This is a genomic window from Hyphomonas chukchiensis (assembly GCF_000682695.1).
GTDB lineage: Bacteria > Pseudomonadota > Alphaproteobacteria > Caulobacterales > Hyphomonadaceae > Hyphomonas > Hyphomonas chukchiensis.
Genome location: NZ_AWFG01000034.1, coordinates 1 through 18,723, shown reverse-complemented (window position 1 = coordinate 18,723; position 18,723 = coordinate 1). Strand labels below are relative to the sequence as shown.

Annotated in this window: 19 protein-coding genes; 1 reads left to right on the top strand and 18 read right to left on the bottom strand. The window is 60.8% G+C overall.

What is annotated here, in order from left to right:
* From trbL to HY30_RS12020, 17 genes are all read right to left on the bottom strand, one after another.
* A partial coding sequence (gene trbL, locus HY30_RS12100) for a P-type conjugative transfer protein TrbL (protein WP_034740721.1) occupies nt 1–737 on the bottom strand: 737 nt, incomplete at its 3' end.
* 12 nt (nt 738–749) lie between these two features.
* Entirely contained in the window at nt 750–1,469 is a 720-nt protein-coding gene (gene trbJ, locus HY30_RS12095; protein ID WP_034740718.1) for a P-type conjugative transfer protein TrbJ, read from the bottom strand.
* Nucleotides 1,454–3,892 (bottom strand): conjugal transfer protein TrbE, encoded by a 2,439-nt coding sequence (trbE, locus tag HY30_RS12090; RefSeq protein ID WP_034740713.1) that lies wholly within the window; start codon nt 3,890–3,892, stop codon nt 1,454–1,456. The genes trbJ and trbE overlap by 16 nt, the downstream gene beginning before the upstream one ends.
* Nucleotides 3,889–4,140, bottom strand: coding sequence for a VirB3 family type IV secretion system protein (locus tag HY30_RS12085; RefSeq protein WP_034740710.1), 252 nt, complete (start codon nt 4,138–4,140; stop codon nt 3,889–3,891). Before HY30_RS12085 ends, trbE begins: the two co-directional genes overlap by 4 nt.
* Nucleotides 4,140–4,457 (bottom strand): TrbC/VirB2 family type IV secretion system protein, encoded by a 318-nt coding sequence (locus tag HY30_RS12080; protein WP_034740707.1) that lies wholly within the window; start codon nt 4,455–4,457, stop codon nt 4,140–4,142. The genes HY30_RS12085 and HY30_RS12080 overlap by 1 nt, the downstream gene beginning before the upstream one ends.
* Nucleotides 4,454–5,452: a P-type conjugative transfer ATPase TrbB gene (trbB, locus tag HY30_RS12075; RefSeq protein ID WP_034740704.1), complete on the bottom strand. Its 999-nt coding sequence runs from the start codon at nt 5,450–5,452 to the stop codon at nt 4,454–4,456. The genes HY30_RS12080 and trbB overlap by 4 nt, the downstream gene beginning before the upstream one ends.
* Entirely contained in the window at nt 5,439–5,930 is a 492-nt protein-coding gene (locus HY30_RS12070) for a hypothetical protein (RefSeq protein WP_051615419.1), read from the bottom strand. The genes trbB and HY30_RS12070 overlap by 14 nt, the downstream gene beginning before the upstream one ends.
* Before the next feature lie 3 nt (nt 5,931–5,933).
* Nucleotides 5,934–7,961, bottom strand: a complete 2,028-nt coding sequence (locus HY30_RS12065; RefSeq protein ID WP_034740703.1) for a conjugal transfer protein TraG — start codon at nt 7,959–7,961, stop codon at nt 5,934–5,936.
* A 261-nt stretch (nt 7,962–8,222) separates the two neighbouring features.
* A complete protein-coding gene (locus HY30_RS19355; protein ID WP_051615416.1) occupies nt 8,223–9,611 on the bottom strand; it encodes a hypothetical protein in 1,389 nt (462 codons plus the stop codon).
* Nucleotides 9,612–9,620: 9 nt separating this feature from the next.
* The gene (locus tag HY30_RS12055; RefSeq protein WP_034740700.1) at nt 9,621–10,793 is read right to left on the bottom strand and encodes an ATP-binding protein; all 1,173 of its coding nucleotides are present in this window, start codon (nt 10,791–10,793) and stop codon (nt 9,621–9,623) included.
* A gap of 188 nt (nt 10,794–10,981) precedes the next feature.
* Complete coding sequence (locus tag HY30_RS12050) at nt 10,982–12,898, bottom strand: DUF3363 domain-containing protein (RefSeq protein ID WP_034740696.1); 1,917 nt, start codon at nt 12,896–12,898, stop codon at nt 10,982–10,984.
* Nucleotides 12,899–13,079: 181 nt separating this feature from the next.
* Nucleotides 13,080–13,643, bottom strand: a complete 564-nt coding sequence (locus HY30_RS12045) for a S26 family signal peptidase (RefSeq protein WP_034740693.1) — start codon at nt 13,641–13,643, stop codon at nt 13,080–13,082.
* Nucleotides 13,628–14,086, bottom strand: a complete 459-nt coding sequence (locus HY30_RS19350) for a DUF2840 domain-containing protein (RefSeq protein WP_051615412.1) — start codon at nt 14,084–14,086, stop codon at nt 13,628–13,630. Before HY30_RS19350 ends, HY30_RS12045 begins: the two co-directional genes overlap by 16 nt.
* The gene (locus HY30_RS12035) at nt 14,070–14,324 is read right to left on the bottom strand and encodes a helix-turn-helix domain-containing protein (RefSeq protein ID WP_034740690.1); all 255 of its coding nucleotides are present in this window, start codon (nt 14,322–14,324) and stop codon (nt 14,070–14,072) included. The genes HY30_RS19350 and HY30_RS12035 overlap by 17 nt, the downstream gene beginning before the upstream one ends.
* A gap of 138 nt (nt 14,325–14,462) precedes the next feature.
* Nucleotides 14,463–15,314, bottom strand: a complete 852-nt coding sequence (locus HY30_RS12030) for a DNA -binding domain-containing protein (protein ID WP_034740689.1) — start codon at nt 15,312–15,314, stop codon at nt 14,463–14,465.
* Nucleotides 15,315–15,445: 131 nt separating this feature from the next.
* Complete coding sequence (locus HY30_RS12025) at nt 15,446–15,769, bottom strand: DUF736 domain-containing protein (RefSeq protein WP_034740686.1); 324 nt, start codon at nt 15,767–15,769, stop codon at nt 15,446–15,448.
* A gap of 395 nt (nt 15,770–16,164) precedes the next feature.
* Nucleotides 16,165–16,404, bottom strand: a complete 240-nt coding sequence (locus HY30_RS12020) for a helix-turn-helix domain-containing protein (RefSeq protein WP_034740683.1) — start codon at nt 16,402–16,404, stop codon at nt 16,165–16,167.
* 98 nt (nt 16,405–16,502) lie between these two features.
* Between HY30_RS12020 and HY30_RS12015 the strand changes: the two genes are divergently transcribed.
* Nucleotides 16,503–16,787 carry a hypothetical protein gene (locus HY30_RS12015; RefSeq protein ID WP_034740681.1) on the top strand — a complete coding sequence of 95 codons (285 nt, stop codon included), beginning with the start codon at nt 16,503–16,505 and terminating at the stop codon, nt 16,785–16,787.
* Between the two features lie 3 nt (nt 16,788–16,790).
* Here the strand turns inward: HY30_RS12015 and HY30_RS12010 are convergent, their stop codons facing one another.
* Nucleotides 16,791–18,518 (bottom strand): ParB/RepB/Spo0J family partition protein, encoded by a 1,728-nt coding sequence (locus tag HY30_RS12010; protein WP_051615408.1) that lies wholly within the window; start codon nt 18,516–18,518, stop codon nt 16,791–16,793.
* Nucleotides 18,519–18,723 lie beyond the last annotated feature (205 nt).

Below are 18,723 nucleotides of genomic sequence, written 5' to 3'. Positions count from 1 at the left end.
AGCGACGCCAGAATGACGGTGGCGGCGTCTTCCAGGGTCACGTCTCCGGGCGTGATTTCCGCCGTGACAGATCCAAAGAGAGTGGAGCCGATGCCGACAATCACCGCCAGCACCATCAGTTTGACCCCGGATGAGATGACATTCCCGAGAACGCGCTCAGCGAGGAATGAGGTCTTGTTCCAAAGTGCAAAGGGAATGAGGACGAAGCCAGCAAGCGTTGTCAGCTTGAACTCGATGACCGTGACGAAGAGCTGGATCGCCAGAAAGAAGAACGCGAAGAGCGTGATGAGCCAGGCGAGAAACAGAATGGCGATGGTGACGAAGTTGACGAAGAAACCGACGGGGCCTGTCAGATCGCCGATCTCTTCAAGCAAGGGGTGCCCGGCAGTGAATCCGGTATCGGCGACGAAACCGGGACGCAACAGATCGGCGGCCGTGATGGTCGAGCCGGACGCATTCAGACCGAGCTGCGCGAAGCTCTCGAAGATGACATTGGCGAGAAAGGCGAAATTGTTGAGGATGAGGGCGAAGAAGCCGACATAGAGAACCTTCTTGACGAAGGTTCCGATGATGTTGTTTTCCGGCCCCATCGCCCAGAAGACCCCGGCGAGGACGACATCGATGCCGATCAGGAACGCCGTCAGATAGGCGACGTCGGGACCAAGCAACCCGAAACCTGAATCGATATAGGTCGAAAAGGTCGCCAGAAACCGATCGATGATGCCGAGGTCTTCCATCGCTCTCCCCTGTCAGCGCGTGTAGGCGCTGGCTCCCCCAACAAAACGGGCGAGCTTTTCGCGGCCCTCTCGCTCGATCTGAAGATCGCGGGCGCGCGCCAGCGCGTCGGCGCGATATTGCGCCGCCATCATTTCCTGCATCTGCATGGTCTGTTTGACGCCGAGCGCGGCGATCTGATTACCGGTCTGCGAAACCGAAAGATTGCCTTCAGCGATCGCCGTTTCCGCCAGCATTGCGTCGAGGGATGACGTGTCCGCCTTAAGCGTTTGAACGATCTGGGACTGAACCAGGAGCGTGTCGTTAAACGCCGAACGGGCGGACACCCATTGCATTTCCGCAGCGGTCGCCATCTGTGTGCGCGACCATGCGGAATAGTCTTCGGGAAAGTTTTCCTGAAAGAGCCGGTCGGTTTCGCTGACGACGTAGGAGATCGATCGCGCCCGGTCCATCAGGACCGAAATCTCGTTGAGGAGTCGATTGATCTCCGCCTGCGGATTGTATCCGGTACGGACGAGATTGGTCGCCTGGTTGATGAGCATGTCAGCTTCGTTCTGAAGCTGCTTCACCTGATTGTTGATCTGCTCCAATGTGTTCGCTGCTGTGAGGATGTTCTGAGCGAGATTGGAGGGATCGATCACGATGTCTCCGATCCCGAAAATTGCGTGGGCGGGCGGCGCAATGGTCATTGGCGCGGCCGCCAGTAAGAGAGCGGCAATTATTCTGCGGCGCATGGGACATCTCCTTTTGTTGCGGGGGTGGCGGTTATGAGGTCAGCCGCCCAGGCTAGGTCGCGGGCGTGCAGCCAGTGGACGGCGAACTCTTCGGGGTGTGCGCTTTGGACTTCGTCGATGAGCTTGTGATCGGCTTTCGATGACGCGGCGCAGAAAGCGAGACTGACGGGCCCGAGATCCAGATCGAACAGACGGTTTCCCGAGCGCGACTGGAAATAATAGTCCTGCCGCGGACTCGCTTCCGCAATGATTTCGATCTGACGGTCGTTCAATCCGAATGCGCGATAGGTGTCCTGCTGCTGGGGTTCGAGCGCACGGTCATTCGGTAAGAAGATGCGCGACGGACAGCTTTCGATAATCGCCGGCGCGATGGTGCTGCCGGAGATGTCCGATAAGGACTGCGTTGCGAAAATGACCGAGACATTCCGTTTCCGGAGCACTTTGAGCCATTCGCGAATGCGCTCGGAAAAGAGCGGGTTATCGAGAAACACCCAGGCTTCATCCAGAATGAGCAAGGTCGGTCGGCCGTCGAAGCGTGCCTCCAGCCGATGAAAGAGGTAGGTCAGCACAGGCGGCACGAGCGAGGGCTGGTGCATCAGCTCCTCCATCTCGAAGCACTGCCAATCGTTTTGCCCGAGTGTTTCGTCATCGGCGTCGAGCAAGGCGCCGTGGGCGCCCGCGAGCGTGTAGGGCGCAAGCGCCTGTTTGAGCCGGTTGGATTGCAGGAGCACCGACAGGCCGGTCATCGTCCGCTCTGCTTTCGGCGCGGCGCTCAACGATGTGAGCGCCGTCCAGACGGCGTCTTTCACGTCGGGATCGATGGCGACGCCTTCATGGGCGAGCAGACCGGAAACCCATTCCAGCGCCCAGGACCGCTCCGCATCTGTATCGATACGGGCGAGCGGCTGAAAACAAAGCCCCCTGTCTTCACCGAGCGCATAGTGTTCGCCTCCCATGCCGGCGGTGATGGCGCGGGCCGATCCGCCTTTATCAAACAAGAAGACTTGAGCCCCGGCGTAGCGTCGGAACTGAGCTGCAATCAACGCGAGCAGCACCGACTTGCCAGCGCCGGTCGGGCCGACAACCAGCATGTGTCCGACATCGTTCTGGTGGGGCACGAGCCGGAATGGCGTGTTCGAGTTCGCGGTTGCGTAGAGAAGCGGCGGGCCGTTCAAATGAGCATTCTCGACTGGGCCTGCCCAGACGGCTGAAAGCGGCATCATGTGAACGAGATTGAGTGTGTGGATGATCGGCTGACGCACATTGGCGTAGGCGTGACCGGGCAAGCCGCCGAGCCATGCGTCGACGGCGTTGACCGTTTCGCTCATCGCAACAAAACCCCGCCCGTTGATGATCCGCTCCACCTCGCGGATCATTTCGTCAGCGGCGGCCGCATCCCCATCCATGACCGCGACCGATGTCGTCACATAGCCATAGCTGACATGATCCTCCCCGAGCGCCTGGAGCGCCGCATCGGCGTCTGCCGCCTTATTGTCCGCATCCGTATCGACGAGCGCAGACGCTTCATTCGTCATGACCTCTTTGACGATGGCCGAAAGAGATTTTCGTTTGGCGAACCATTGACGCCGGTATCGGCCGAGAACCTTTGTCGCCTCCGATTTGTCCATCGGCAGGAAACGGGTCATCCAGCGATACGGAAATCCGAGGCGATTCAGATCATCGAAAAGGCCCGGCTCGGTTGCGTTCGGAAAGCCCTGCAGGGAGAGGACGCGCAGATGGTCGCCGCCGAGCATCGGTTCCAATCCGCCAACGAGATCGACGCCTCCCAGAACCGCATCAAGATAGGCGGGCGTTTCAGGAGCGCAAACCGGATGGCGTTTGGAGGATAAGCTCGACTGGAGGTAAGTCAGCGTCTCATCGTCTGCCAGAAAACGCGCTTCGGGCACCACAGAGGCGATAAGATCGAGACTGCGGTCGGTTTCGGCGATGAACCGGGCGAGATGATCGAAAGCGGCGAGCCCGGCTTCTTCCGCCGGCTTTTCAACAAACGCATCCTCGATGCGATTGACGCTGTCGGCAGGCGGCAGAAAGGCGAAGGTCAGCGTGTAGCGGCTTTCGAACAGAGCGCCGGCTTCGGTGAAGCGTCCCCTGCGTTCCTCGTCGATCAACCAACCCACCGGATCGCGCCACTGGCTTTCCGGATAGTCCGTCGCCGGTTCGCGAGCCGCCTCGAAATAGAGCGCCCAACCGGAACCGAAACGCTTCAAAGCGTTGTTGATGCGTGAGCAGACGGAAACGAGGCTCGCCGCCGTCGCGCTCTCCAGATCGGGCCCGCGAAACATCGCAGAGCGCTGGAAGCTCCCATCCTTGTTCAGGACGACGCCAGGCGCAATCAGACAGGCCCAAGGCAGAAAGTCTACAAGCCTCTTATTTGACTGCCGGTATTCCTTGAGATTCATCATGCGAGATACCCCTCATGGCGGATGTGGCGCAGAACCACGTCCATGAATTTCGGGTCCCGTTTCGCCATGAAGACGCAGGCGCCATGTGCGATGATCCAGTAGAGGACACCGGCGACCCAGACCTGAAGCCCCAGGCCCAGCGCGGCCGCGATCGTGCCGTTGAGGATGGCGGCGTTGCGGGGCGCGCCGCCCATCAGGATCGGCTCGGTCAAGGAGCGGTGTACGGGTATGGCGAAACCTTCGGTCATCAGATCGTTGCGCCGCCGCCGAACGAGAAGAAGGACAGGAAGAAGCTCGTTGCTGTGAACGCGATGGAGAGACCAAAAACGATCTGGATCAGTTTGCGGAAACCGCCGCCCGTATCGCCGAACGCCAGCGTCAGGCCGGTAATAATGATGGCGAGCGTGCCGACGATCTTGGCGACCGGTCCCTCGATCGACTGGAGGATGGAATCAAGAGGCGCCTCCCAGGGCATGCCGGACCCGGCCGCGTGGGCGGGACCAACAAGGACGATGAGACCGAGCGTGATTGCAAGCGCGCGGCAGGTGTGTTTCGTCAGGATCATGATGAGCTTCCTTTCAGTTTGACGATTTGGCTGAGGGGGGAGGAAAAAGGTTCCAGGCGGTAGTCGCCGGCCTCGCGGCCAAGCACCCGGCTGATTGTCCGTACCCGGCGTTCCGGTCCCCGCCCTGCGATGAAGACGATGAGATCGATGGCTTCGGCGATCAGCGCGTGCGGCGTCTGAGCCGTCACTTCCGACACAAGCTGTTCAAGGCGCTGGAGACCGCCGCCGGCGGAGTTGGCGTGAATGGTGGCGATTCCGCCCGGATGGCCCGTGTTCCAGGCTTTGAGCATGTCGAGGGCTTCGCCGCCTCTGACCTCGCCGACGATAATCCGGTCGGGTCGCAGCCGCAGGGTCGAGCGAACGAGATCGGCCATGGCGACAGCGCCGGCCTGAGTCCGCAGATTGACCTTGTCCTTGGCCTCGCATTGCAGTTCGCGCGTGTCTTCGAGGATCACGACGCGATCGCCGCTCATTGCGACCTCAGCGAGCAAAGCGTTTGCGAGGGTGGTCTTGCCCGACCCTGTGCCGCCGACGATCAGGATGTTCATGGCGTCTCGGACGGCGGCCTTGAGCGCGTCTGCGTCTTCTGCACTTGTCACGCCAGTCTCGACATAATCGTCGAGCGTGAAGACGCGGGCGGCCGGCTTTCGAATGGAGAAGCACGGCGCCGTGGTCACGGGCGGAATGACGCCCTCGAAGCGTTCTCCCCCGCCCGGCAGCTCGGCGCTGACAATGGGGTGGAGCCTATCCACTTCCTGACCGATATGGCTGCCGACGACGCGAATGACCCGTTCAGCTTCCGCAGCGGGCATGACTGCCCCGGTCTCCATGCGGCCGTCACCATGGGCGTCGATCCAGATCTTGCCATCGGGATTGACCATCACTTCAACAATGGCGGGATCATCCAGCGCCTCGACGACGGCCGGTCCCATGGCGGTTTTCAGCATGGTCTCGGTTCGAAGGTAGGTTTGGGCGCGCGCATCAGGCATCGGCATGCTCCCGCTCCGGCGCCGGATCGTGCAGGCGCATCAATTCGTCCTTGGTGAAAAAGGCGCTCTTGTCGGACATGACATCCTGGAGTGCGGCGAAGATGACGGTCTCGCCGTCCGCGAGGACGGTTTGCAGGCTCTCAATGAAGCGCTCGAAACGCGCAGCGCCCTGCGCCTGGGCGGCGCGCTTGTCTGCATCCGGCACGGGGGGAATGACGGTCAGGAAATAGCGGACGAACAGTGCGAAAGCTTCAGCGGTTATGACCTGACTGCGATTGAGGCTTTCGGCCTGCCGGGTCATGCGGTCCAGACGCCGGATCAGCGCGGCGTCCCGTTTGACTTCGTGTTCGCCCATGAAGAACGCGGTGAGGGCGTCGTTGACGATCTGGGATTCATTCGATCCCGGACGTTTCGCCAGCGCCTTCAATCGCGCGTGATTGATGGGGTCGATATAGGACCAGATGCGGGGTTTGGTGGAGGGCATCGTTCAAAAATCCATCAGGTCAATCTTGGGGGTTCCCTTGTCGACGCCGTAAGCACGGCGCGCGGTGTCGGTCGCACGGGCGAGGTCCGCCGCGCGTTTGATCGCAACCTCATCGCTATCGCTGACAGGCGTATCGCTGCGATCCTGTTCGGCGGCGTCGATGTCCGGTTGTGCAGGCGCGTCGATTTCCGGCTTGAGGTCCTTGCCGCCATCATCCGCATCATGACCGTTCCCGAATGAGGACCGGACGAGGCGTTCATCGACCGCGCGGCGCCGGGTTCCCCAGTCATCTGTGCGAGATGGCGGCCGGTCCGCATAAGGCGTTCCGCGATCACCGATTGACGCTGGAGACCCTACGCGGTCGGTGAAATTGGCGTCCTCGAAATATCTGAGCTTCTTTGCCCGAATTGGCGGCAGGCCGGATACGAGCACGACCTCGTCTTCGGCGGGAAGCTGCATTACCTCGCCGGGGGTGAGAAGCTGGCGCGCCGTCTCTTGCCGCGAAACCATGACATGGGCGAGCCAGGGCGCCAGACGGTGTCCGGCATAGTTGCGCATGGCGCGCATCTCGGTCTTGGTGCCGAGGGCGTCGGAAATTCTCTTCGCCGTACGTTCGTCATTGGTCGCGAAGGCGACGCGCACATGGCAATTGTCGAGGATCGAATTGTTCGGCCCGTACGCTTTTTCAATCTGATTGAGGGATTGGGCGATCAGGAATGCGCGCAACCCGTAGCCCGCCATGAAGGCCAATGCACTCTCGAAGAAGTCGAGCCGGCCGAGCGCGGGAAACTCGTCGAGCATCAACAAGACCTGTCGGCGGCGATCGCCATCGATCTGGCCGTCCAGCTTCTCGGTCAGCCGGCGGCCGATCTGGTTGAGAATGAGCCGGACGAGCGGCTTGGTGCGTGAAATATCTGAGGGCGGAACAACGAGGTAAAGTGAGACCGGCTTGTCTGCATCTATGAGATCCGCGATGCGCCAGTCGCAAGCAGATGTCACCTCCGCCACGGTTGGGTCGCGATAAAGCCCTAAGAAGCTCATTGCCGTGGACAGGACGCCGGACCGCTCATTCTCTGACTTGTTCAGAAGCTCTCGGGCGGCTTGCGCGACCACGGGATGCGGCCGCGCTTCGCCATCGTCGCCCAGATGGTTCGTGGACATCATGACCCAGAGGGTTTTCTCGAAGGGGCGGTCGGGATCAGACAGAAAGCGCGCGACCTGCGCGAGCGTCTTTTCTTTCTCGGCGTAGAGAACATGCAGGATGGCGCCGACCAACAGAGCGTGGCCGGTCTTCTCCCAATGGGTGCGCCGCTCCAGAGCGCCTTCAGGATCGACCAGAATGTCCGCAATGTTCTGAACGTCGCGAACCTCGTTCGCGCCTTTGCGGACTTCCAGAAGCGGGTTGTATTTGGCGCTGCTGGCATTGGTGGGGTCGAACAGAAGGCAATGAGAGAATTTCGAGCGCCACCCCGATGTGAGTTGCCAGTTCTCACCCTTGATGTCGTGAATGACGGCGCTTTGCGTCCAACTCAGTAGGGTTGGAACAACGAGACCAACGCCCTTGCCGGATCGCGTCGGCGCGAACGCCATGACATGTTCAGGGCCGTCATGACGAAGATAGTCGTCATCGAAGCGCCCAAGAAAAACGCCGGAGGGCTTGAGCATGCCGCAAGTCTGCAAGTCCTTGCGGGCGGCCCAGCGTGACGATCCGTATGTCGTCAGATTCTTGGCTTGCCGTCCCCGCCAGACCGATCCGATCGCGGCGACGAACGCGCCTAGAAATCCGCTGCCGGCTGCAATAGCGCCGCCTCTGGCGAAAACGCCCGGCGCGTATGCGTCGAAGGCGTACCACCATTCAAATAAGCGCCATGGATAGTAGACGGGGGTCTCGCCGATGTGGAACCAGGCTGGTCCAAGGTAGGCGTCATAAGAAAACTGCGCAGCGACCCATTGCGTCGACAGCCAGACACCGCAAACAATCGTGGCGAGCACGATTATGATCTGTCCAATGAGTATTGATTGCGGCGACACGGAGCATCCTCATAAAATCTGATGAGGACAGCTTCGTGCTTGGAGCAAGGACTCGTCTACTCAGGAAAGAGTATAGAAATTTGAACAAGATCAGGGTGTTCAGGGGAATTTTTCGTTGTGGCCCGTATCGAGCTAGGGTCAGTAGAATTATCGTTGGTGTGGTGGCGGTCAGATCGCCATCTGCTTGGTGTTCTGTGTGGCATTTTCAGGAAATCTGAGGACGCTCTTGTCAGGCGGAAATTCCCTCCCGCCTAGCAAGTTTCACCGAATCTCCTCATCCGCATTAGAGAACGGCGGACGCCGCTCGACCAACGTTCTTGACGTCAGCACGCGAAACGGCGCGCCGCGCCAGATCAGCTCGCCATCGTGCTTTTTGAAATGAGTGACATCCGGAAGAACCGATTCATCCGGCCACGGTATGACCGCGTTTGGATTGTGATAGATTTCGAGTTCATCCGGCCACCGTTCCTCATAGTCTGGTGCTTCAATGTTGATGTCGAATGGCAGACCTTCAAGCGCGCCCGGCATTGGATTTGATTGAATCCCCATGCGCCGGACCGCCATATCAGGGTCGCCGAACCCGGCGAGTGTTCCCATGCGTGTGAACTTCGCCTTCGTGCCCGCGTTCGAAAAAATGACAGCTGAGATATGCTCTGTACCGGGTTGATTAAAAAAACCCGCCGGTATGACTTTGTCGCCGCGTCGATGTTCCTCCAGAGGTTTTGGCGCGGCCATCTCTTGGCCGTCCTCTCCTGTCTTTCGCATTACGCTCACGCCGTACAAATAGATCGACAAGGCGGTGTGCGACCATGTCATTGAACCGGGCGCATGAAAGTCCGCTACAGCGATTGCGAAGGGATGCCCTTTGACAGGAGCTTTCTCCCAATAGGCTTTCATCTGTTTTGTATAGAGCGGCGATCCGAAAATCAGTGCCATATCGTTTTCGATAAAGCGCCAGAAATCCTCAGGCGGCGGCGCGGGGCCGGCCATGAGGTCCACGAAAGCTTGGTCAGCCGGGTTAGCGGTCGTGGCCTCGACGAAGAGTTTCATGTCGCCTTTCGAAAGCGCGAAGTCGGGCGAAGCGACCGAGAAATCAATGTCGAAATCCAGATCCCGGAAGACACGGAACAGATAAAGCTCCCAAAACCGCGCGCTCGTTCCGGTGGTTTGGAAGTCGCGGGCGAAGTTGCCGTCGCGATCCACGAACCACTTCGCCGTCTCCCGAATGATTTCTCGGGCGGCGGAGGAATGCTGGCTGTCGCGCAGATTCAGGAATATCGGATTGAGCGGTGCGTCGTGTTCAACGGTAAACAAATCGATCCCCGCCGGAAGGTCGGAGTCCGGGACTGGCAACGGTTCGGTTTGTGCCTCTATGTCGGTCAGCTTCTCCAGGATCGACTGCTCGCCGGCGCGTTTCGTCCTGAATGGGACAAGCGGAGGGAAGGCGCAGAAGCGATTGTGCTCATCCCGCAGGAACAAAGCTCCCATGAAAGCGTCAATCTTATCATTCTCGACGTAAAATAGAGCGGCCAGCGCCTGACCGTCATGGGTTTCCCAATGGGCGACATCAGTCCAGTTCTCGGTTTGGCCGGAACCGCGAAGCCCGAACAGGAAGGTGTCAAACCGTTCTTTGCTGATACGGGTGGGCATTGTCCCCTCTTACGGCATCACACGCTTCATGAATTCGTCGAAGAGCGGCACTGTGAATGCGGCGTAGCCATATTTCGGGCTGTAGATCATGCCGTTTTGCATGAGCGCGTCGCGGATGAAGGCAACTTGCTGAGATGTCTTGCGCATCTGTTTCGCAATATCTCCGGAGCGGTGCGGACCGGGACCGAGTTCCGCCATGGCGCGAAGGTATTCCTTTTGAGGGTCGGCAAGGCGCGAATAGCGCGACTTGAAAAAGTTGTCGTCCAAACGGGCGATGGCGGCCTTGCTTGCCGTGTTGACATCCTTGACGGTGATGGGAGATTTCGTGGCGGCTTTCCAACACTGGTATCCCCATTCCTGAAGGAAATACGGATATCCCTTTGTGTGCTGAAGGATCAGAGCGACCGCTTTTTCATCATAGGCCACATCGGCGTCTTTCGCCGGAGCGACCAGCGCTTGTCGTGCGTCTTTGTCATTCAGGCTGCCAATATCCGGGTAGTCGAACAATCGCTCGGCATAGGACTTCGCATCGCCTGACAGTTTGACAAGCGTCGGCAGCCCGGCGCCGACAACCAGAAACGGAAGACGCTTTTGATCGACGCGGTGAATCGCCATGATCAGCGCTTCAAACTCGTCCAGCTCAAGGTTCTGAATTTCATCGATTAGGATAACAATCGATGACTTCCGCGCTTTCGCCGCCTCACCGGCGGCAAGGAACAGTTCCGCGAGGTCGCGCGTGAGTGTGCCGCTGTCAGCGACGCCGGCTTCTTCCTCCACGTCGACGGAAAATTCCACGTCGCCATATTTGACTTTCACGGCGCCGACAAAACTCTTGAGGACGCGCAAGCCCTTTTTCACCTTTTCGCTGACGCCCTTCATCCGGTCGAGCTTCAGCAGGGCGGCGCGCAGGGTGGCGATGATGACGACGGAAAGCGGCTCGTTTTTGCTGACTTCGATGAAGTCGGTGAAGGCGCCTTCTCTGTCGGCCATCGACTGAATCTCATTGAGGAGGACGGTCTTGCCGACGCCGCGAAGTCCAACCAGCATGACGCTTCGGGCAGGTTTGCCGGCGCGGCTCATCTTGATCGCAAGCCCCGCCTCGTCGAGGATGCCGTCCCGCCCGGCAAGTTCCGGAGGCGGGTAGCCAGCGCCTGGCGCGTATGGATTGGCAAGTGCCTTCATGATTGACAACTTATAGCGAGTTTAGGGGATCGAATGCTAAACTTACTATAACCGATTCCTCTGTAACGGCCACTGGTTTAGGTCTCACCCGGCTAAACTGACTATAACTCTTCGGACAGGTTCCGAAGGCTCCATCAAGGCCGGTAGCCAGACGTAGCCATAGATGACTACAAGACGCCCTCGCCCAATCATCCAATCCCCCTTCCGCGCGTCAGCGTCCAGCTAATCCCGCCCTCCCGGACGAGGCCGCTCACCGACTTGCCGAGATTGCGGTCCATCACGTCCCGCCATGGAACGAGCGTAAAATCGCGCGTCCGCTCGATGACGGCGTATCTGCCACTCGGTCGTTCAACCGCCTGCGTGTACACACCATTCACGCGCCCGGCCGCCGGCGCCGGGGCATAGGGTTTGCCAAGCGTTTCGGCGAGGGAGTCGCCGGCGTCCTTCAGGTCATGAGCTTCGAGCCTATCGAGCACCGATTGTGACAACCGTCCATGGTCGTGATTTATCAGACCCTGCTGCATCAGAAATTGCCGCCGTGCGATGCGCGCCGCCTCGACCTCGCCAGCGAAGCCATGAACGGCGCCTGCATCATCGAAGTCCCGCAAATGCTCATCGAGCCAGGTCGCGCCCATCGCCGACTTCATCTGCGCCAGCCGCAAAGAGGAATGCACCCTAATCTCGACCGGGCGGCCGGAGGTGGCGGCTTTCTCATAATCGCCTGCGCGGTCCAGATAGTCTTCGGGCACGCGCCAGCTTCCATCCGATACGCGTGTTGCATGACCCACACGCCGGAGCGCTTCGAGCCGCCTGATATGGGCGGCCACGAACTCTGGCCGGGCGCTCTTATCGTGCGCCATGTGGAGCGCGCTGGAATAGCGCCCCTCATTGGCGGCGGCGATCTCGGCGATGACATGATCGGCCCGGCGCGGGTCCCGGTTCGGCGGCGCGACGGTAACGATGCGACCTGTCTCAAGAGACGCAAGCCGATCCTCGCCGCCGACGACGACATGGACAGGCCGGCCCCGAAGCCCGTCAACTACGATGAAGGCGCGGTCGTTGACGTCGTCGGCGACGCCCTTGTCTAGAATGACGCCTGTGACAGGCCGAGCGCCCTCGGATGCGGGATCGAAAATCGCACCAGCATCAAGCGTGCGCGCGACGCCCTGATTTCGCATAGCGCGGTGCATGGCCTTGATGACGTCGCCACGCTCGCCCATGCGTCGCAGATCCGTTTCGGCATGGTCCGCCAATCGCCAGCGTCCCTTTCCCAAGGGTTCGGCGAGGGCCATCCCCTGCAATTTTCCAAGACGCATGCGCTCAATCTGTCGGCGCCATCCGTCGCCGGGACGGTGCGGTCCGGACAGATCGACGACACTCTCCCGCGCGCGCCGGATGAGGGCGCGATCGATCTCGGTGAAACGCGCCTGTCCGACCATGCGAGCCATGCGGGCGCGGCCGTCGGTTTCCGGAACGGGTCCGAGTTCAAGCTCGACAAGCGCCTGCGCGCGTTCGCGCAGGCCACGCGAAATAAAATCGCGGGGGATGACGAGATCGCGCCCATCGTCGCGTTTGCCCGAGATGATGAGATGCGTATGGGGCTGGCCGGTGTCGTAGTGATCGACCGCCACCCAGTCGAGCCTGGTTCCAAGATCGCGCTCCATCTGCGCCGTCAGGTCGCGTGTGAATTCGGTGAGGCTGGAAAGCTCGCCCGCATCCTCCGGAGACAGAATGATCCGGAACTGGTGGCGGTCCTCCGCCCCGCGCTCCAGGAATGCCTGTTTGTCGGCGTCCGGGCCATGCCGGTCATAGAGGCGCGAGGGCTCGCCGTCCGGGCCGGTCCCATCCCGCTCCACATAGTTGAGGTGGAGCTTCTGCGCGAGGCGGCCTTTTGGATCCATGCTGACGACACGCACCTTGACCAGAACGCGCCGGTAAAACTGCGTGCGCGCAGCGCTGCGTTGCGAGCGCCCGCGTCCGCCGCCGCGCCCGAGTTTGCGGGCGCCCTTCGAGACCTTGCGGAAGAAGCCCTCGACCTTGCGCGCGCCTGACGGCGACCGCATGCGGCCGAGGCGCACCTCGAACCTGTCGCCGTCGCCCGTCATGACGCCCACGTCCCATCAGTCGATTTCCGGGGATCACCCCCGAATACGTCAGTCATGACCGGAGTAACCGTGCAATCGGGGGTGCTCCCTGCACGAATAATATCACTCCCGAAAATGATGTGCAGACAAGGGATAAGCGCCCAGGGGGCGCTCCCGTCTTTTATCTTGCCCTCCGCGCCCCTCACTGACGTTCGTCCCGCGCCCCGCCGGTTTGCGCGCCGGACGCATCCGATCGATCCGGTTCCGGACCAACGAAATCGACCGTGCCGAGCACGTTTTTGACCGGGACCGGTCCGAAATACCGGCTGTCGAAAGAAGTCTGCACATCGGTGGAGACGAGAAAAATCTCGTCTGAACGAAGGACAATACAGCCTGTCCAGACCGGCATCTCCCGCCCCGAACCGTCCTGCGCCAGCGCGTATATATCAGGACGGTTCGGGGCGCGGATGACGCCTCCTTCGGAACAGATTTCTTCTCCCGCCGCCGCCCAGACAGTCTTGATGAGGGGAATATGGGACGGCAGATAACCCCGTTCATGGGCGAGCAGTCGCGCCTCATCCGGTGCATATGCAGCGACCATCGCGCCGCGTTTGACGGCGCCGTCTGCGTCGATCCTGTACCATCCGACCGGCGCGCTTTCGCTTGGATTATAGAGGACAAGCGGGTTCGGCGGCGCCGCAATTTGCACCACTGTTGCGGCGCACACGATCGTTGCGGCGGTTCCTGCAATCAGACGCGCGGCCATGATGGATCGCTCCCGTCGTTCAATGTGGATGGGCGTGTTTGGAGCGCGTTGTGCAGCGCGCGCCAGCGATGCGGCGCCAGGTCTTCAAGGCTTTCGCCCTCCCGCCTGAGCGCATCGAAGGCGGCGAAGGCGCGCTTCACTTTCGTTTTTCCGCGCGCTTCAAGCAGCAGGACGGCCCCCGGCAGCACGCCCGGAATCTTCGTCAGCGACCCCTGTGATGACGTGCGGCACACGAACAATCGCCAGTCCCGCGTGCCGTGGTCTCCCGCCTGCCAGCGCTCATAACCGAAGGTCGCATCGGGGGCGAACGCGGCGAGTCTTCGCCGCCATCCCCGGCGCACAATGAAGCGCGCCGTCCCGAAAACGAGCCGATGATTAAGCCTGTTCTTTCGATATTGAAGGATGACGACGGTGAGGCGATGGGCTTCAGGACCGGGCGCCATCGCCGTCCTCATTCGCGCCGGGTTCGTTTCTCACGGTCGGATCGGAATCGCGCCCGCGCGACCAGCGATCCAGCGCATCCCTGTGATAGACGACCTTGCCGCCATGCTTGCGCCAGTTCGGTCCTTCCTTTCGCCAGCGCATGGCGTTGAGGGTTGATTCTTCAAGCCTGAGATAAGCGGCAGCCTCGGCGGCGGTGAAATACGGACTTTCGACAGGCGGATTTTTCGCGTGTTCCATGATGTCCCCACTACGCAACAACAGTGTCGGGGCCGGTCGAATTTTCGGCTCCTAGAGGAAATCATGACGGATTTTGAGGGAGGCTGAAGCGGCGAATTCGCGACGTTGCGTTTTCGCCGCGACGACCTTCACCATGCGTTAAAGGGTCTTTTTCCCGAGAAGGCCCAGATAGCCTTCATTCACCATGAAGCGGGCGCGGGCGACAAGCCGTCTTGCCCAGTCTTCATAGTAGCAGGATGGTCCGCCCCAGCGTTCCGCCACTTTGTCAGCGCCGTAGATCGCCTCGGCGACATCGCGATGGGACCCGCCCGCATTCACAATGTCGATGGCGATAAGCCCTTGCGCGAGCCGTGTCGAGTCCCGGCTGCGCCCGATCAGGGAAATTTTTCCGCCTGCTGAATGATAGAGCGACAGGAGCTGGCTCGCAGTATCAAGACGACGCTGATAATGACGAATTGAATCGATCCGAACCGCGATGGCGCAGTTTTCAGCCCGTGATCGCGGGGCTTCGCAAACAAGCTGAACCCAGAAACGCCGTCCGCACAACAGAATGTGACGGGCGCCATCGACTGTGTCGAGCATGATCCGCCGGGTTTGAAGCTGGCAGAGTTCGATTTCCTCATGCGCGGCGTTTTCGCCATCGACGCCCGTTCCCCGAAGCCGGAGAAGCTGGATCGGCAAGGCGCCCGCCAGCCTGTCGGGCCGCCAGAAAACATTCGCTTCTTCGCAAGACTTTTCCGGGTCGGCGAAGCTCAAGAGTCCCCACTTTTCGGCATCGGACCATCGTCTTTTTTCGCGGATCAGAACGGCGCCTGTATTCAGCGGAACGGGTCGTGCGCGACCGGCGCGGGAGGATCGATAGCTGCGCGCATAGTCCCTGTTTCGCCTCAGATACTCCCATGCCCAGGCCGCATAAGGCAGACGCAGATCCCGCGCCGGCGGATCGCCGGCGCGTTCTGATTGTCTTGGACTTGTCGCGCGATCATTCATCGGAACTCCTGGCCGGCCATGATCGCAGTTGACGGTTAGGATTCGTTAAAATTTCAATTGAAAATTACAAACCAGAGATTGAACCGCGCAGCGATCGGCGCGCGGGATGTCGCCCGCGCGTCGAATTCTATTCAGGCCGCGTTCCAGAGGAGCGCGAACTCGCCGTCCTGACCGCCCGAGGCGGGGCCGAGATTGGCGTAGACCCGGCGCTGCGAGATCATCGGATGCGCCAGTGTCAGCGACACATATTCACGTCCCGAGGTCTTTCCGGTGCGGGTCCAGCCGCCGCCAAGTTCCCCGAATTGCGGGCTGAAGATGCGGAAGTCGGGCTGTTTCGAGCCCGGCTCTTTCGCCGCGTTGCGGGTGATTCTGATGCGGGCGTTAACGCCCATGGCGAGGGTACCTTCGTAATCGCCGTTTTCGGTTTGCGTCACATATCCAAGTGCTTGAGCCATGATTTTCGTCTCCATGTTGTCGCGCCCTGCTCGGGGCCAATCCCCTTGGCGCCCCCCCATGAAGGCCGGGGCGGCGACGGTCCGAACCGGCTCTACGGAGCCGGGCGGAACGCATGTGGAGCACCCGGAGCCGCGCGCTTTTTTGGTTCGCGATGAACCCGCGCAGCGGGGAGGAAAAAAGCGGGCAGCGCAGGGTTTCAGGGCCGGCGGCGTTTCGGCCCATGGGTCAGGGCTCGCTAAGGGGAAGTGGCCGAGACGAGGGTCTGGCGCTATGAGAGATGGTGATGGCGCAAGCGACTGGATGCAGGCTCAACCCGTTTCGACGACGCAAGGCGCGGCCGCCGAGTTGCCGAGACCAGTCGGTGATGCCGGTTCCGAAAGAGGCGAGGCCCGGCTCAATTCGCCGATCCGTGCTCCTCTCCAGTCCAATCGGGATCGACAAGGTCGCGCAGGGATACGCCCAGCACTTCGGCGATGTCTGCGAGCATGTCGATGGAAACCGATGTCTCGCTGCGCTCGATCATGCCGATATAGTTGCCGGACGATTCAGCGCGCGCGCCGACCTCGTCCTGGCTGAGGCCCAGTTCGGCGCGTCTTTTCCTGACATTCCGTGCGACGATATCCCTTGCGTTCATCCGCCCCAAGTGGACAAGGGGCGCGATTCTTCGCTACCAAATATATTTGGGAATCGTCATTCGCGGCTGACGGCGGGCATTTGAGAAAGGCGTTTGAGGTGAATCATCCTGTAGATATCGAGCGCCTGCGCATTTTCATGACGCAGTCGGGATTCGTCGCGCTTGATTGCGAGAATTTGTCCGCCGAGGACAATGCGCGACTGTTCGGCGATGACGGCGTGTGCGGGCCGGTAGCCCTTCACGCATTGGTCTGCGAAATGCTCGCGCTTCAGTCCGCCGCACCCGGCGAAGCAGATATGGCGGCGTTGACCGGGCTCGCCGACAGTCTTCGATCCTGCCTCGATGAGGTAGGCGCCGCACTGGCGAACCAGCGCGGCGCTTGATCGTTACGCTACCGCTTTCTTCTCTTCTGAAACCGCCGAGCGCGCCTTTTCCGACGCCGCGACAGGCGGACAGCCATTGGCGGTGAGATAGGCTGTGGGAACATCCGTCATCCAGCGCGGACGCCAGTCGGGCGAGGCTTCGCATCCCTTGCCATCGATGCGGTTACGGATGATTTGCTTTTGCGCCTTGCCGGTTTCCGTGAGGCAGGCTTTTGCGGCGGCGTCACCCGCGATGTCGGCCACCATCGCGTTGATGACGCGCTTATCCCGCAAGAGATCGAAGAACGCTTCGTCCGGCGTCCAGAGCGCGGCGAGGTCGGGTTCGATGGTCTGCGCCAAAGCCTCGACCATTGGCGATCCTGCTTCCAGACTTTCGGCCATTGCAAGAGCGAGTATGCGCAGCACATCGCTGTCCTTCATTTCCAAAAGCCTTGCGAACACCTTGGCGGTCGTCCAGCCGTCTCCGTTCTGGCGCACCAGCCCGCGTTCGGGATTTTCAAAACCGATCATGGCGCAGACATGGGCGGCCTCTTCCTGCATGAGGCGTTCGCCTTCACTGGCGGCGAGGCTGTCGGCTGTCGCCTGCTTGCGGGTTCGCTGCGGGTCGGCCTCGATGCGCCAGAGCGCCGAGCCGATCAGCAGATGGGCGACGGCGAGACGGAGCGCGACGCCCGGATGACCGGGCAAGCGCGCCCGGATCGCGGCGTGACGGTGGAGGGTGACATATTCCCCCAAGGGGCCGGACATTTCCGGTTTTTCAGGCGCCGCTGCGCCCTTCTCCCCTTTCGCCGTGCGCTCAAGCCGCTGCGCTTCCTTCTGGCCGATATAGCCTTCATGGAAGGTCACGGCGCCGTCATGGCGGGTTTCGACATAGATGCGCCCGCCCTTGGTCTTGGGTCGTTTCACATATTCCCATGACGAAAAGTACGCCCCGCGTTCCAATATCTCGACCGCTTGCCAGCCCGCCGCCTTGTAGGCGTCGATCCGTTCGGCGATGGCGGCGTTCTGACAGGACCAGAACAGGTCCGGGTCGGCGAAAATGGCGCTGTCGCCGAACAGGTCGGTCAGGATATGCCCGTCATAGACGGCAAGATCGAACAGCGCCGCCTTGGTGAAGATGCGCGCGCCGCCCGTCAGCCATGCTTTCAGGCGTTCGCCGCGCGGGGCGTGTTCGTTCGGATCAGCGACGAGTTTCAGCCAGCTTTCCTGCTGGTCCGGCGTGGCGAGGGTCAGCGCGCGCAATGTGCCCGCATCGATCTCGTCCTCTTCATAGAGCCGCTTGATGTCCGGCAAGAGGTTCGCCAACGCCAGCACGCGGCGTACTTTAAGGTCCGTAACGCCAAAGGTCGCGGCGATGTCTTCGACGGACTTTCCTGCCTGAACGAGCCGGGCGAAGGCGTCATATTGCTGCAACTCGCCGGGCGGCAACCGGGCGATGTTTTCCAGAAGCGAGTCTTCAATCGCCTCGGCGTCGTCTCCCGGCCCAAGAACGCCGCATGGCGCGGTGAGGGATTTGCCGGTTTCCTTGGCGACCTGTTTGAGGGCGAACAGGCGGCGACGACCGGCGACAACGCCGTAGTGCTGGCCTTCCTTGCGAACAAGCAGCGTCTGGCGAACGCCGCGTTCGCGAATCGACGGCAAGATATCCGAAATATCGGGCTTTCTGCGCTCATAACGCATATTCAGCTTGCTGACTTTCAACTGCTCGACGGGGATATGTTGGAGTTTCATGCGGTCGTGTCCTTATGGGTTGGAGTTGGGATATTCGTCAGCCGCTTGCGGCATCTTGATTGCAAAGGGTCGCGCAAAGCCGCGCCTGCTCGGCCCGCGCGGCGTCGAGGGCTTCGGCCAGAAGTTCGTTTGCAGTTTCGGTCAGATAGGAATTGTCGGTATCGGGATAATTCGCCTCAACGCCCCAGAGGCTGGCTTGTGTTGA